Source organism: Microbacterium allomyrinae (assembly GCF_020682705.1).
Classification (GTDB): Bacteria; Actinomycetota; Actinomycetes; order Actinomycetales; family Microbacteriaceae; genus Microbacterium; species Microbacterium allomyrinae.
This window is the reverse complement of record NZ_JAGTTN010000004.1, coordinates 220,181-234,315: the sequence shown is the minus strand read 5'-3', so window position 1 is coordinate 234,315 and position 14,135 is coordinate 220,181. Positions and strand designations below refer to the sequence as shown.

Here is a 14,135-nt window from a genome sequence, read left to right as displayed (position 1 = left end):
GAGTGTGGTGCTGTCGCGCCTCGCCTTTCGGGGCTAAGTCGTCGGTGGGCCGTTCTCGAACACCCGTTTGAGCTCGGCGGGCGCAGCCGAGATGGTGCGCCTGCCGAGCACGGCGAGGACGACGAGCGTGAGCACGAAGGGGATGACGTGCAGCGCGAACTGGTTGATGCCCACGCCGCGCGCCTGCAGGGCGGGGCCGAGGGCCAGCGCGGCGCCGAAGAGATACGCACCGCCCATCACCTTGATCGGTGACCACGAGGCGAAGATCACGAGGGCGACCGCGATGAACCCGCGACCGGCGACCATGTTCTCGAACCAGGAGTTCGTGTAGGCGATCGACAGTTGTGCGCCTCCGACCCCGGCGAGGAAGCCACCGGCGGTGACGGCGGCGATGCGGATCCGCTTCACGTGATAGCCGTTGACGGTCAGCGCATCCGAGCGTTCGCCCGCGGTGCGGATCAGCAGTCCCCATTTCGTGCGGAACAGGATGAACCACACCGTCGGGACTGCGAGGTAGCTGAGATAGACGAGCGCGTTCTGCTCGAAGAAGATCGGTCCGATGAACGGGATCTCGCTGAGCCCCGGGACGGCCCACACCTCGAACGGGGTGATGGTGCGGCCGACGTAGGCCGCGCCGAAGAGCGAGGTGAGCCCGAGGGCGAGGAAGAGCATCGTGAGTCCGCTGGCGAACTGATTCGCACCGCGCCAGACCACCAGCAGGGCATGCAGCAGCGAGAGGACGGCTCCGATGAGTCCGCCCACCAGAGCGCCGAGCCAGGGGTTTCCGGTGTCTGCGGCCACCATGTACGCGGCGAGCGCGCCCAGGAGCATCGACCCCTCGGTGCCCAGGTTGATGACGCCGGCGCGCTCCGAGACGGTCTCGCCGAGGGCGGCGTAGAGGATCGAGGTGCCGCCGCGAACTCCGCCGGTGAGTACGTCGATGATGAGATTCACAGTGTGGCCCCCTTCTTCTGCGTGAAGCCGAGCACGGCGATCAGGATGAAGGCCGTGAGGATGCTGACGGTCGCCGCCGGCAGCTGTGCGTCCAGCTGCAGACTGTCGCCGGCCACCGCGAGGGCGGCGAAGACGAACGAGGCCAGCAGCACCGGCAACGGCCGGTGGCGCGCAAGCCAGCTGGCGAGGAAGCCGATGTACCCGATCTGAAGTCCGAACCCGGACCGCAGCTTGTATTCGATCCCCGCGAACTGGATCATGCCGGCGATGCCGGCGAGAGCGCCGCCGACCAGGAGTGCGGAGAGGATCAGCACGGGAACGTGCAGGCCCGCCCGTCGGGCTGCCTCGGCGTTGCCGCCGACGACCGACAGCTTGAAGCCCCAGCGCGTGTAGCGCAGGACGAAGAACACGATGAGCGCGGCGGCGACGGCGATCACCACCCCGATTCCTACGCCGAGCCCGGAGATCTCGGGGAGCTTCGCGGCGTCGGCGAGCTCGCGCGACGTCGGCTGACCCGAGGGATCCTCTCGCCATGGCTGATAGATGAGGAAGAGAAGCAGATCCAGTGCGACGAAGTTCAGCAGGAGCGTGCTGACGGCCTCATTCACCTGGAAGACGAGCCGCAGCACCCCGGCGATCGCGGCCCAAGCGGCGCCACCCACGATTCCCGCCACCACCATGAGGACCATGACGACGTTTCCGGGCAGCATCTGATCGGTCGCCAGCGCCACACCGGCCGCCGCGGCCGCACCGACGATCAGCTGCCCCTCGCCACCGACGTTCGACATCCCCGCCCGCGCAGGCACCACCACTGCGAGCGCGGCGAGCGCGATCGGGGCCATCGTGTTGAGGATCTCCACGAGCGATCGTGGGCGAAGGAAGGTCGAAACCCACATGTCGCCGAACACTTCGAGGGGGCTCGCGCCCTTGAACACGATGATGACGCTGAAGGCGGCGAGGGCGCCGACGATCGCGACCAGCCAGCGGATGATCGCGGGCGCTTCCCGGCGCCGGGTCGACGAGAAATCGGGCGGGGACGTGGGGGGCGCGTCGGTCAATGTCATGCCACACCGCCCAGCATCAGGCGCCCGATGTGCTGACGGTCGTAGTCGGCGGGCAGCACCTCGCCCGACATGTGCCCGTCGTGAAGCACCACGATTCGGTCGGCCATGGCCATCAGCTCGTCCAGGTCTTCCGAGATCATGAGGACTCCTGCGCCTCCGGCACGCCGGTCGAGCAGAACCTGCTGCGTGCGGCGGACGTTCGAGATGTCGAGCCCGCGGCTGGGATACGCCGCGACGACGAGGGTCGAGTCCGCGCTCAGCTCGCGGGTGAGGATCACGCGCTGGATGTTGCCGCCCGAAAGCTCGAACAGCTTGCGGCCGATCGGCGCGATCCGCAGACCGAGCCGCTCGTTGCTCGTGGCCGTCTTGGCTTTGATGCCCGCCCAGTCGATCCCCCATCGTCGCCGCGGGAACGGGCGACCGTCGAGGGGCATGTGCTCGAGAACCGTCAGCCGCGTCACGACGGAGTCCGCGACCGGATCCTCCGGCACGCTCACGGCACCGGCATCTATGGCCTTGCGCGGAGTCGATGCGACGAGGCCGGCGACCTTCACCACTCCGCTCGTCACCTCCCGAAGCCCGGTCGATACCTCGCACAGCTCGCGCTGGCCGCTGCCGGCGACCCCGGCCACACCGACCAGTTCGCCGCGCCGCACCGTGAGCGAGATCGACTTCAGCGCTTCATGCCCCTTATCGCCTCGGGAACTCACTCCCTCCAGCGACAGGGCGAACTCGGCATCCGCTTGCACCGCGGTGCGCTCCACGGGCAACGCGGGCACCGCGTGACCGACCATCGCGGTGATCAGCTCTTCATCCGTGTAGTCGTCCGGCGAGACGCCCTCGAGAATGGGCACGCCGCCGCGCAGGACCGTCACCCGGTCGGCGATGGCCCGCACCTCGTTGAGCTTGTGGGTGACGATGAGGACGCCGAATCCCTGCGAACGAAGCCGATCGACGACGCCGAACAGTGCCTGCACCTCCTGCGGCGCCAGGACGCTCGTGGGCTCGTCGAGGATCACGAGCCGCGCCCCTGTCATGAGCACCTTGAGGATCTCGGCGCGCTGGCGTTCACCGATCGAGAGGTGCTGGACGAGTGCTCGCGGCTCGACGGCGAGACCGTACTCCTCGCTGGCCGCGGCGATGCGGTTCGCGAGCGCACGAGGGCGGAGGATCGCTCCGACATCCAGCGACAGCGCCATGTTCTCGGTGACGCTGAGGGCCGGCACGAGCCGGAGATCCTGGAACACCATCCCGATTCCCAGGTGCCGCGCCTCGGCAGGGGAGCCCAGGCTCACCTCCTTGTCGTCGATGAGCATGCGACCCGAATCCGGCGTGTAGACGCCGTAGATCATCTTCAGAAGCGTGCTCTTGCCGGCGCCGTTCTCGCCGACGAGAGCGTGCACTTCACCGGGAAGCACGTCGAGGCTGACATCCGTATTGGCTCTGACCTCCGCGAAGTGCTTCGTGAAGCGCTCGACACGGAGTATCGGGACGAGCGCGGTGGAGCTTTCCGATTCGTTTGGAGCACCCACGACGTTCGTCATGTCTCTTACCTCCGCCTGCTTCTCAGCCGCATCATTTTGGTCATGGCCTTCGCTGCGCGCTCTTCGACGACGTCGAGGGAGATGCCGATGTGGCGGCTCAGCAGATCAGCCGCCTTCTCGATCTCGTGCGCGATCACGGCATCGAGGATCTCGATGTGCTCCGCGATGCTGATCTCGATGCGCTCCGCGTCGAGGAAGTCGTGCAGCCGAACGGGTCGGATGCGGATGTTCACACTTTCGAGCGTCTCGGTCAGCACGAGGTTCCCTGACGCCCGGGACAGGCCGACGTGGAACGATTCGTCCAGCTCGATGAAGCTGCCGTCGGCCGGCGGCGGCTCCGCCTGGATGCGCAGCCATTCGGCGCGCAGCGCCTCCAACAGCTCGGGATCGTGCTCGACGCCTTCCTCGGCCGCGCGCAGGATCCCCCGCAGCTCGAGCGTGAGTCGCAGCTCGTACAGGTCGCGCAGATCGATCAGGTTCGGCTCGGCGACGTAGTAGCCGCCGTCGTCGTACCGGCTCAGGATGCCGTCCGAGTCGAGCCGCGCGAACGCTTCGCGGACAGGAGTGCGCGACACCCCCAGCTGCTCGGCGATGCCTTCCTCCGGCAGTCGCTGCCAGAACGGGAACTCGCCTTCCAGCGCCATCCGGCGGATCTCCAGATAGGCGACCTCCCGGCGCGATCGAGCCGCGCGCTTGCGGCCCTTCACGGCCGTATCCGAAGTCGGATCCGAAGTTGTATCCATGGGTACGACGTTGGCCCAGCACTGTTTCCCTGGCAGTCCGGTCGCGTAACGAGTTTGTTTCCGTGCGCTTGGAATGGTGATCTTCCGGGGATCGGCGGTCTCGAGGACGCCCCGACATGGATACCTTGTGCCCATGACGCCCCCCGTCGTGCTGCTGCACGGCATCGCAACCACTGCCTCGATCTGGGACCGAGTGATCGCCGCCCTCGGCGAGCTCGGGCTCCGTGACGTCACGGCGATCCGCCGCCCGTGCACCGGGTCGCTGAGCGCGGAACTGCGCGCGCTGGAGCCGCAGGTCGAAGGTGCGCTGGTCGTCGGGCAGAGCGGCGGCGCCACCCTCGCGCTCGCGCTGGCCGCCTCCCGGACCGAGCTCGCAGGCGCGGTGGCGCACGAGCCGGCCGTGGGAAGCCTGCTCCCCGAACTTCTCACTCCGGTGGCGCGCGCCTATGCGGAGCACGGCGTCGAAGGACTCGGCGCCACGCTCTACGGCCCGACGTGGTCGGCGGCGATGGCACACGATCACACCGTGATCCCCGGTGAACTGGCGATGTTCCGCTCTTTCGAGCCGTCCCGAGCGCGTGCCGGTCAAGGCCCGGTCCTGGTGACCGTCGGTGCCGCGTCGCCTCCGATCCGTCACGATGCCGCGTCAGCCCTGCACGACCGGCTCGGGTATGAGATCGAGCCCCTGACCGGGGCCTCGCACTTCGTCGCGTGGGATGCACCCGAGGTCTTCGCCGCTGCCATCGCCGCGCATGCCCAGAACTGTCGGAGTGAATCCCCGGCGTTCCGCGCGGGCAGGAGGTGAGGGGTGAGCGTCGGTGACATCGCCACGATCGGAGGGCTCCTCGTGATCGGCATCCCTCTGCTGGCCGCCATGGTCGCGAGCACTCTGCACGATCGCCGGTCTCGTGCGGAGCCGGCCTCCGCCGAGCAGGCCGATGATCCGCTCCGCTCCGATCGGCCGTCCGCGGGCGCCGGGTAGGGTGAGCAGCGACGGAGGGATGCCGCAGTGATCGCTCGGTTTGAAGAACTCGACTGGCAGCCCACCCCGATGGGCGATCTCACCCTCCGACGCCGCTCGGAACCGGCGGTGGGCGAAGAGATCTACGAGGTGAAGCTCGGCGACGAGTACCTCATGTCGAGCCTGTTCACGGTGGCCGAGGAGGAGCTCGCGAATCTCGGACTGGCCGCCGTCGAAGGCGATGAGCTGTCCGTCCTGGTCGGCGGGCTGGGGCTCGGGTATACGGCCGTGGCCGCTCTGAGAGACGAGCGCGTGCGCGCGCTCGTGGTGATCGACCGTCTCGGCGCGGTGATCGACTGGCACGAGCGGATGCTGCTGCCGGCGTCTGCAGAACTGGTCGGCGACGCGCGGACCACCCTGATCGAGGACGACTTCTTCGCCGTCATGCGCGCGGCGCCCGCTCGAGGCCGTGGGCCGTACTCCGCCATCCTGCTCGACGTGGATCACTCCCCCCGTCATCAGCTGGACCCCAGCCACGCCGACCTCTACGCCGCGGCTGGTCTGCGCGCGCTCGACCGCCATCTCGTCGCGGGCGGCGTCTTCGCGCTGTGGTCGGACGATCCGCCCGACGACCGTTTCACGATCGAACTGAACGCCGTGTTCGACGACACGGCCGCCCATGTCGTCGGCTTCGACAACCCCGTCACCGGTGGGGTGTCGTCCAACACCGTCTACGTCGCGCGCAGCCGCGGCTGACCGGCACGACCCGGCTCGTCACCGCGCCCGTTCCGGATGCGCCAGACTGCTCTCGTGCCGACCGATCGCGCCCTCGTGGGCCGTCACTCCGAACTCGTGCGATTCGGCGCGCTGTGCGCGAATTCCGACGCCGGTGGTTCTGCCCTGCTGATCGAAGGCGATCCCGGTGTCGGCAAGACGGCGCTGGTCGACGAGTACGAGCGAATGGCGCGGGAGCGGGGCATGGGAGTGCTCCGCACCTCCGGCACTCCCGACGAGTCCGCCGCACCGTTCTCGGGCCTTCACCTGCTCCTGCACCCGTTGCGCGAGCGGATCCCCGAGCTGCCAGGACCGCAGCGCGACGCGCTCGAGGTCGCGTTCGGGGTGCGATCCGGCGAGACTCCGACGACCTTCCTCGCCGGCGTCGCAACGCTGACGCTCTTGTCCGACGCATCGAGAGCGCGCCCGCTGCTGGTGATCGGCGAGGATCTGCACTGGCTCGACCCCGTGTCGCGCCAGACCCTGCTGATGGTGGCGCGGCGCGTCTCGTCGGACCCGGTGATCGTGGTCATGACGGCCCGCGGCGGTCATGAGGCGGTCGAAGGGGAGACGATCGAGCGCCTCCGCCTCGCGCCGCTCAGCTTCATCGACGCCAACGCCCTGCTCGATTCCCGGACCGACAGCCCGGCCGGGACGGAACGGCGGATGCTGCTGGAGCTGGCGGACGGCAATCCTCTCGCCCTCGTCGAACTCCCCGTCGCCGGCCTCCGCGTCGCCGACGTGGATGTGGTGCCGCTCACGCACCGGCTCGAACTCGCGTTCGCCGGACGATACGCCGAGCTTCCAGGAGAAGCACGCCTGGGCGTGCTGGCGGGGTCGCTGGGCTGCGATTCGATAGACGACACGACGACGGCAATCGCCCGGGTGCTCGGCCGCGCGCCATCGCGGGATTGGCTCGGTGTGGCGGCGACTGCCGGTCTCATCGAACCGGCGCAGGGCCGCATCGGGTTCCGGCATCCGCTCGTGCGCTCTGCCGTCGCCGGAGCGGCGCACCCGCAGGAGCGCTCGACCATGCTGCGGGCACTCGTCGACACGATCGCAGACCCCGCGCGCACGGTGTGGTGGCGGGCCGACCTGCAGACCGGCACCGACCCCGGCCTCGCGGAGGAGCTGATGCAGCTCGGTGAGGCGGCGCTCGGCGCGCGCGATGCCGCGCTGGCCCTGCGGGCGCTCCGCCGGGCGGCCGACCTGACCGCGCCGTCGCCCGCGCGCATCGAGCGACTCCTGCTCGCGGCCGATGCCGCGGGACGCGCGGGGGCGCATCGGACCGCGTTCGTGCTCCTCGACGAGGCGGATGCCGAGACCGACGACTCCCGTGCCCGCTCGCGTGCCGCGTGGATGCGCGAACTGCTCCCCGTCGAGGAGGCGGCGCTCGCGCGCGGCGACCTGAGACCCGCGACCACCGCCATCGAGACCATGCGGCGGTCGGGCGATGCGGATGCCGCGCTCGATGCGCTGCTTCACCTCGCCTCGATCGCGTGGGACCATTCGACGCACAGCGATCCGGGCCTGGTCATCTCCGAGGCGGCGCGTGCCTTCGACCTCGACCCGGACGAGCCGCGGGCGCTCCTTCTGGCGGCCGTCACGGATCCGGCAGGCCGGGGCGACGACGTCATCGCGCGCATCCGCGATCGTGCCGTCATCGAGCCGGACGACGCCCAGGCGGACTGGTACCTCGGCTATGCGCTCAATCTGTGCGGAGAGGTCGAATCGGCGGCCGAGCACCTGCAGCGCGCCGTCGACGGATTCCGGGCGCACGGCAACCGGGCACTCCTTCCCCACGCACTCATGGGGCTGTCGTGGATCTGCTTTCTGCAGGGCCGGTTCGAGCGGGGACGCGCCTGTATCGACGAGTGCCTCACGATCGCGATCGATGCCGAGGATCCGGGGCTCGCGACGGCGGCACGGATGGCACTCGCCTGGTACGACGCGCTGGACGGCGCCGTACCGGACCGCGACGCCATCGCGGGCTCCTCACCGCTCGCGGCCCTCGCGCTCGAGGCCCAGTCCCCGCGCGCGACGCTCGTCTTCGCGGAGGGATGCGCCGCGCTGGTCGGCGCCCGTCCGCGCGACGCGGAGCGCACTCTGCGACGACTGGCCGATCCGGAGGACGGCGTCTACAACCTCATGTTCCGGATCGTCTCTCTGCCCGATCTGGTCGAGGCTGCGGTGCTGCTCGGCCATCGACCGCTGGCGCAAGCCCAGGTCGCCGCCATGTCCGAAATCCAGGAGGGCTGGCATGCGCCCGTCCTCCGTGCCGCACTCGGATACTCCCGCATCGTGCTGTGCGATGACGCACGCCTCGACGAGGAAGCCGACCGGCTCGAGCGCCATCCGCTCCCCATGCCGTTTCTTCAGGCCCGTGCGCACCTTCACGTCGGCTCGCGCCTGCGTCGGATGCGGCGGTCCGCCGACAGCCGGGTCCACCTGCGCATCGCGCTCGCGCTCTTCGAAGGGTTCCCCGCTGCCGGGTGGGCCGAACGTGCGCGCGAAGAGCTCCGGGTGGGCGGCGTGCGGCTTCCCGATGCCGCTCCGTCGGGGACTCACGTGCTGACGCCGCAGGAACTCCGAGTCGCCGAGCTCGCCGCCGCCGGCCTGAGCAACCGCGAGATCGCCGAGCGTCTCTTCCTGTCTCCGCGCACGATCGGCGCCCACCTGTACACGACGTTCCGCAAGCTCGGGATCACCGCGCGAGAGCAGCTCGGCCCCGCGCTCGCATCGAAATGAGCCGCGGGGCCGAGAGCGAGGTCGACGTCAGGCGGGCACGGCCAGGGCACCCACCCGCGTGACGAAGTCGAGCGAGGTCTGGGCGACCTCGGCCCATCCGTGGTCGATCGTGAGGGAGTGACCGCGGTTCGGCATCACCACCATCTCGGTGATGCCAGGGTTCTTCGACTGGATCTTGAACGCCTGCTCGGTGGGCTTGAGGGGCACCGTGTGGTCGAGCTCTCCCCCGATGATCAGAAGCGGTCCCCGGTCCGGGTTCTTCGAATCGACCTTCGTCTCGCTGAAGGGATTGAGGTTGGCGGTCACGACCTGAAAGATCGGGTTTCCGGCCGCGGCAACGTGGAACTCGTCGTACAGCGCACGGGCTTCGTCCTCTTCCAGGGCTTTCGCCCAGCCGTACGTGAAGTCCTCGAACGACAGCGTGACGCCGTGCTTGAGGCTGGTGCCGGGGTGCGAGACGACGGGTGCCGACGACTTGAAGGAGGAGATGGGCACGGCCAAGACGCCCTGGAACGGCGCGGGATCGACCGCCACGGTGGCGACGGATGCTCCGACACCGGCGATCTTCTGCGCGATCAGCCCGCCGAACGAGTGGCCCACGACGGCAGGCTTCGTGGTGAGTGCGGCGATCGCCTCGAGGTAGTGGTCGGTGACCTCCTGCACCATCTTCTCGGCGAATGCGTCGGGGTTCGCCCGCGCATCCTCGATCGACTCGGGGTCGTCGGGCCATCCCGGTGCGATCGTCGTGAAGCCCGCTTCCTCGAAGCGGGCGCGCCAGCGGTCCCAACTGCTGGAGAGCAGCCACAGCCCGTGCACGAAGACGACGGGACGCCGCCCGGATTGGTTGGCTCGTTCGATTTCGGCGAGCTCGTGAGCGGTCAGGGCCATGGGGGGTCTCCTCATCGTGGGCGAACACCGCAAGCGTCCTCCGCACGTGGGCCGGCGGCATCCGTCGGTCATACCTAGATTCACCACCGGAGCGCGCCCCTGCCCGCGCGCAGCCGTACGGTGGCCGCATGGACCTGATCTTGAGTGGACGCGTTGCGGTGGTGACCGGCGCGAGTCGCGGAATCGGCGTGGCGGTGACCCGTTCGCTGCTGCGAGAAGGCTGCACGGTGATCGGGATCGCGCGAGGGCCGATTCCCGAGGACGAAGACGTTCGGGATCAGGACCGCTTCTCCTACCTGCGCGCAGACCTTTCGAGCCCGGACGCGATCGAGGCGCTCGCCGCCGCGCTCCCCGGCCGGATCGATGTCCTGGTCAACAACGTCGGCTCGGCGCCGCCCCGCCCGGGCGGATTCGAGAGCATCACGGATGAGGACTGGACGAGCACGATCTCACTCAACCTGCTCGCCGCGGTGCGAGTGACGCGCGTGCTCCTGCCGCGCATTCCCTCCGGCGGCGCCATCGTCAACGTCGCTTCGGAGAACTCGAAGCTCCCCGACCCTCTCGTGATGGACTACAGCGTCGCCAAGGCGGGCCTGCTGAGCTTCACGAAGTCGCTGTCGAAGGAACTCGGACCGACGGGTGTGCGCGTGAACTCGATCAGCCCCGGCCCGGTGGCGACGGACCTGTGGCTCGGGGCCGGAGGCGTGGCGGAGCGGGTCGCCGCCGCGACGGGTGGCAGCGCCGCCCAGGTCCGTGCCGGAGCGGAGAACGCGATGCCGACCGGACGATTCACCAGGCCCGAGGAGGTCGCCGATCTCATCGCCGTCCTCGCCAGCGCGCGCTTCGGCAACGTGACCGGATCCGACTTCGTCATCGACGGGGGGATGCGCCCCACCATCTGAGAACGGCATCCCGCCGACCGAAGATCGACCCTCGCTAGCTTGCGTCACGCCGGAGTTCAAGCCCCTCAGCGTGGCCGCCACCGCAACATAGCGTGGCGGCACATACGACCGCCGTCACGGATGCGGCCGTCGGCGACGAAGGGATCGACGGATGAAAGCACTGACCTGGCAGGCACGGCGGACCGTCACGGTCGAAGACGTGCCCGATCCGGCTATCGAGCAGCCCACGGATGCCATCGTGAAGATCAGCTCGACGGCGATCTGCGGATCGGATCTTCATCTCTACGAACTCTTCGGTCCCTTCATCGACGCCGGTGACATCCTCGGTCACGAGCCGATGGGGGTCGTCGTCGAAGTGGGTTCCGCCGTCACGCAACTCGCCGTCGGAGATCGTGTCGTCGTTCCGTTCAACATCGCCTGCGGACACTGCTTCATGTGCCGTCGAGGTCTCCAGTCGCAGTGCGAGACGACGCAGGTTCGCGAGTACGGCAGCGGGGCGGCGCTGTTCGGCTACACGAAGCTCTACGGCCAGGTTCCCGGCGGGCAGGCCGAATACCTGCGTGTGCCGCTTGCGGACTACAACCACGTCCGCATCGGCGACGAACTGCCCGACGACCGCTACCTCTTCCTGAGCGACATCCTCCCCACCGCGTGGCAGGGGGTGGAGTACGCCCACGTGCCTGACGGGGGGACGCTGGCGGTGATGGGCCTCGGCCCCGTGGGCCAGTTCGTCGCACGTGTCGGAGTCCACCGCGGATACCGGGTGCTCGCGGTCGATCCCGTTGCGGAACGCCGCGAGATGGCCGAGCGGCACGGTGCGCTGACCTTCGACCTGACCGACACGGTCGTCGAGGAACTCCGGGATCTGACCGAGGGGCGCGGTGCGGATGCGGTCGTGGATGCGGTCGGGCTGGAGGCGCACGGCGACTCGGCGGTCGAGTTCGCCCAGCGGGCGATCGGTCTCCTCCCCGATGCCGTCGCGCGCACCCTGATGGACAAGGCGGGCATGGACCGGCTCGCGGCGGTGTACGCGTCGATCGACGTCGTCCGCCGTGGCGGCACGGTCTCGCTGAGCGGTGTGTACGCCGGCGACGCCGACATCCTGCCGATGAAGACGCTGTTCGATCGCCAGATCAGCCTGCGCATGGGCCAGTGCAATGTGAAGCGATGGGTGGATGCGCTGCTCCCACTCGTCGAGGATCCACGGGACCCGCTCGGGGTGATGGACCTCGCCACCCATCACGCGCCGCTGAGCGATGCGCCGCAGCTGTACGAGACGTTCCAGAAGAAGGCGGACGGATGCATCAAAGTCGTGCTCCAGCCCTGACGGCGAGCCACTGATGGCACGGATCGGCACATCGGGTTGGAGCTACGACCATTGGCAGGGAGGCCTCTACCCGCCAGGCCTTGCGCCCGCCGCGCGACTGGAACGATATGGGGCGGAGTTCGACACAGTCGAATTGAACGCGAGCTTCTATCGCTGGCCGCCGCCGAACCGGTTCTCATCGTGGCGGGAGCGTCTGCCCCCGGGATTCGAAATGGCGGTCAAAGCGCCACGCGGGTTGACCCACGCCAAACGGCTCTGGGAACCGGAGCGATGGATCGAGCGCGTCAGAGCCGGATTGCACGAGCTCGACGGCCGTCGTGGTCCGCTTCTGGTCCAGCTGCACCCCGCGATGCGACGCGACGATGCCCGGCTGGACTGGTTCCTCGGGCACCTTCCCTCATGGACGAGACCGGTCGTGGAGTTCCGCCACGACTCGTGGATCGACGAAGCGGTGTTCCAGCTGCTCGAGCGTCACGGCGCCGCGTACTGCGTGATGAGCGGGGCCGGGCTTCCGTGCATCCTCCGCGCCACCGCCGCGACCGTGTACGTGCGCCTGCACGGTCCCGATCCCGATCACCTGTATCGAGGCTCGTACTCCGACGCGGATCTGCGATGGTGGAGCGACCGGATCCGCGAATGGGAAGCGGCCGGCCGGGCCGTCTACGCGTTCTTCAACAACGACGGCGAGGGCCACGCCGTCCGCAATGCGCGCACGCTGCGGTACCTGCTCGACAGCTGACGTCAGGACGCTTCGGCGACCTCTACGGTCTGAGGTGACTCGTCGGCCGTGTCGATGGGGCCGGTGTCGAAGTGCTCGGCGACGAGCATGATGCCGCCCGACGAGTTCGCAGAGTTCGCGAGGTCCTCGATCCAGGCGCGACTGAGTTCCGGCGGCTCCGGCTCGTCGAAGACGAATCGCAGCGGAACCGACTGGTGCAGCCACACGGTGCTTCGTCCACGCGGCTGATCGTCGGGATGCTGCCACGACAGCGTGAAGCTCTCGCCACGGCGCAACTTGGTCGCGATCACCACCTTGAGATGGGCGAGCGCGCGATCCTCGATGTGGATCGGTGTCGCCGACCCGCCGTAATAGATAGTCCCCACAGTCACAACATAACCCGTCCCGTCACCGCGACGAGCACGGCGGGCATGGCGGGGCACGGCGATCTCCGGGTCACCTGAGCCGTTTGCGCATGAAGACCTGGGCGGTCCCGTCCCCCTGGTCGATCCGCTCCGTCTCGGCGTAGCCGCATCGTTCGTACAGCCGGATGTTCGCTCCGCTCAGGCTGCCCGTGAACAGCTCGGCCTCGCGGGCGCCGCTGTGCGTCTCAGCCATGTCGAGGAGCCGTGCGCCGATCCCTCGGCCTTGGACGTCGGGGGCGATGGCGATGCGCCCGATGACGAGCAGCCCGTCGCTCTCGCGCGTGCGGATCGCGCCGACGAGCCTGCCGCCGATGCGGGCGACCCACCCGTCCGCGTCCTCCAGTTCCGCCTCGAGCTGCTCCAGCGTCTGGGTCAGCGGCGGTATGTCGGGATCGCCGTAGATGACGGCCTCGCTGGCGAAGGCTGCCCGTTGAACCGTGAGCACCTCCCCCGCGTCGGTGGGCGCGATCCGCTCCACGACGATGTCGTCAGCCGCGGCATCCGCTCCGGGGTCGGCGAGAGACATGAACAGTCCTTTCGAGATGCTGCAACGCTACCGCCGGCGTCCGCGGTGAGAACGAACTTCCGCTCGATGTCAACCCCCTCGGGTCATCTTCACGAGCCGACCGACAATGACCTCGAAGTTGCAGTCGAGGAGCATCATGAGCATCACATTTCCCCTCACACCGCCCGCCGCAGACGAAGACGACGAGTTCGACGACGAGTTCGGTGACGAGTTCGAAGAAGCCCTGCGCGCCGACATGATCAAGGCGGGGCTGATCAGTGGCGACTGACGATCTTCCGACCCGCTACGCGCTGCGTCGGGTGGACGGCCTCACCTGGGTCATCCGTGACGACGAGGTGCCGGCGTCCGATCCTCGGCACGTCGTCGCACGCATCACCCATGACGAGCAGACCGGGGTCGGAGTCGAGTGGCTCGGCGACTTCCCCCTCCCCGATCGCTACCTGACCGTGGAGTTCGCGCTCGACGATCTGGTGCGATGGACCCGGCGGCGCGAAGCGTGGTCTCAGCCCGTGCCGATTCCCCACATGCCGCCGCGGCAGGCTGCGGCGCGGTAGAAGGATC

16 protein-coding genes are annotated in these 14,135 nt (G+C 68.8%); 9 read left to right on the top strand and 7 right to left on the bottom strand.

The annotated features are described in order from the left end of the window. Positions 1–33: 33 nt before the first annotated feature. From KEC57_RS13570 to KEC57_RS13555, 4 genes are read right to left on the bottom strand one after another with little or no spacing between them, the layout of a single operon-like run. Positions 34–954, bottom strand: a complete 921-nt coding sequence (locus KEC57_RS13570; protein ID WP_229385172.1) for an ABC transporter permease — start codon at positions 952–954, stop codon at positions 34–36. Next, the gene (locus tag KEC57_RS13565) at positions 951–2,018 is read right to left on the bottom strand and encodes an ABC transporter permease (protein WP_229385171.1); all 1,068 of its coding nucleotides are present in this window, start codon (positions 2,016–2,018) and stop codon (positions 951–953) included. The genes KEC57_RS13570 and KEC57_RS13565 overlap by 4 nt, the downstream gene beginning before the upstream one ends. Next, positions 2,015–3,562, bottom strand: coding sequence for an ABC transporter ATP-binding protein (locus KEC57_RS13560; RefSeq protein ID WP_229385170.1), 1,548 nt, complete (start codon positions 3,560–3,562; stop codon positions 2,015–2,017). The genes KEC57_RS13565 and KEC57_RS13560 overlap by 4 nt, the downstream gene beginning before the upstream one ends. 5 nt (positions 3,563–3,567) lie before the next feature. After that, positions 3,568–4,269 carry a GntR family transcriptional regulator gene (locus tag KEC57_RS13555; RefSeq protein WP_229385169.1) on the bottom strand — a complete coding sequence of 234 codons (702 nt, stop codon included), beginning with the start codon at positions 4,267–4,269 and terminating at the stop codon, positions 3,568–3,570. 169 nt (positions 4,270–4,438) lie between these two features. Here KEC57_RS13555 and KEC57_RS13550 point away from each other — a divergent pair, with 169 nt between their 5' ends. Genes KEC57_RS13550 through KEC57_RS13535 form a run of 4 tightly spaced genes read left to right on the top strand, consistent with a single transcriptional unit; the run spans position 4,439 to position 8,788 of the window. Then, complete coding sequence (locus tag KEC57_RS13550; RefSeq protein WP_229385168.1) at positions 4,439–5,110, top strand: alpha/beta fold hydrolase; 672 nt, start codon at positions 4,439–4,441, stop codon at positions 5,108–5,110. 3 nt (positions 5,111–5,113) lie between these two features. Then, a complete protein-coding gene (locus KEC57_RS13545) occupies positions 5,114–5,287 on the top strand; it encodes a hypothetical protein (protein WP_229385167.1) in 174 nt (57 codons plus the stop codon). 27 nt (positions 5,288–5,314) lie between these two features. Continuing rightward, entirely contained in the window at positions 5,315–6,022 is a 708-nt protein-coding gene (locus tag KEC57_RS13540) for a polyamine aminopropyltransferase (RefSeq protein ID WP_229385166.1), read from the top strand. Positions 6,023–6,076: 54 nt separating this feature from the next. Then, on the top strand, positions 6,077–8,788 hold the full coding sequence (locus tag KEC57_RS13535; protein ID WP_229385165.1) for an AAA family ATPase: 2,712 nt from the start codon (positions 6,077–6,079) through the stop codon (positions 8,786–8,788). Positions 8,789–8,815: 27 nt separating this feature from the next. Here the strand turns inward: KEC57_RS13535 and KEC57_RS13530 are convergent, their stop codons facing one another. After that, complete coding sequence (locus KEC57_RS13530; RefSeq protein WP_229385164.1) at positions 8,816–9,676, bottom strand: alpha/beta hydrolase; 861 nt, start codon at positions 9,674–9,676, stop codon at positions 8,816–8,818. A gap of 128 nt (positions 9,677–9,804) precedes the next feature. On the opposite strand from KEC57_RS13530, the gene KEC57_RS13525 reads away from it, so the two are divergent. The 3 genes from KEC57_RS13525 to KEC57_RS13515 all read left to right on the top strand — a co-directional run bounded on the left by KEC57_RS13525 (position 9,805) and on the right by KEC57_RS13515 (position 12,644). Beyond that, the gene (locus KEC57_RS13525; protein ID WP_229385163.1) at positions 9,805–10,578 is read left to right on the top strand and encodes an SDR family oxidoreductase; all 774 of its coding nucleotides are present in this window, start codon (positions 9,805–9,807) and stop codon (positions 10,576–10,578) included. A 151-nt stretch (positions 10,579–10,729) separates the two neighbouring features. Beyond that, positions 10,730–11,905 carry an alcohol dehydrogenase catalytic domain-containing protein gene (locus KEC57_RS13520; protein ID WP_229385162.1) on the top strand — a complete coding sequence of 392 codons (1,176 nt, stop codon included), beginning with the start codon at positions 10,730–10,732 and terminating at the stop codon, positions 11,903–11,905. A gap of 10 nt (positions 11,906–11,915) precedes the next feature. After that, on the top strand, positions 11,916–12,644 hold the full coding sequence (locus KEC57_RS13515) for a DUF72 domain-containing protein (protein ID WP_229385265.1): 729 nt from the start codon (positions 11,916–11,918) through the stop codon (positions 12,642–12,644). A gap of 2 nt (positions 12,645–12,646) precedes the next feature. Here the strand turns inward: KEC57_RS13515 and KEC57_RS13510 are convergent, their stop codons facing one another. After that, on the bottom strand, positions 12,647–13,009 hold the full coding sequence (locus tag KEC57_RS13510) for a DUF7882 family protein (protein ID WP_229385161.1): 363 nt from the start codon (positions 13,007–13,009) through the stop codon (positions 12,647–12,649). A 70-nt stretch (positions 13,010–13,079) separates the two neighbouring features. Then, entirely contained in the window at positions 13,080–13,574 is a 495-nt protein-coding gene (locus tag KEC57_RS13505) for a GNAT family N-acetyltransferase (RefSeq protein ID WP_229385160.1), read from the bottom strand. A gap of 136 nt (positions 13,575–13,710) precedes the next feature. On the opposite strand from KEC57_RS13505, the gene KEC57_RS18985 reads away from it, so the two are divergent. Continuing rightward, entirely contained in the window at positions 13,711–13,842 is a 132-nt protein-coding gene (locus tag KEC57_RS18985; protein ID WP_267492582.1) for a hypothetical protein, read from the top strand. Beyond that, positions 13,832–14,128: a hypothetical protein gene (locus KEC57_RS13500; protein WP_229385159.1), complete on the top strand. Its 297-nt coding sequence runs from the start codon at positions 13,832–13,834 to the stop codon at positions 14,126–14,128. Before KEC57_RS18985 ends, KEC57_RS13500 begins: the two co-directional genes overlap by 11 nt. Positions 14,129–14,135: the final 7 nt, after the last annotated feature.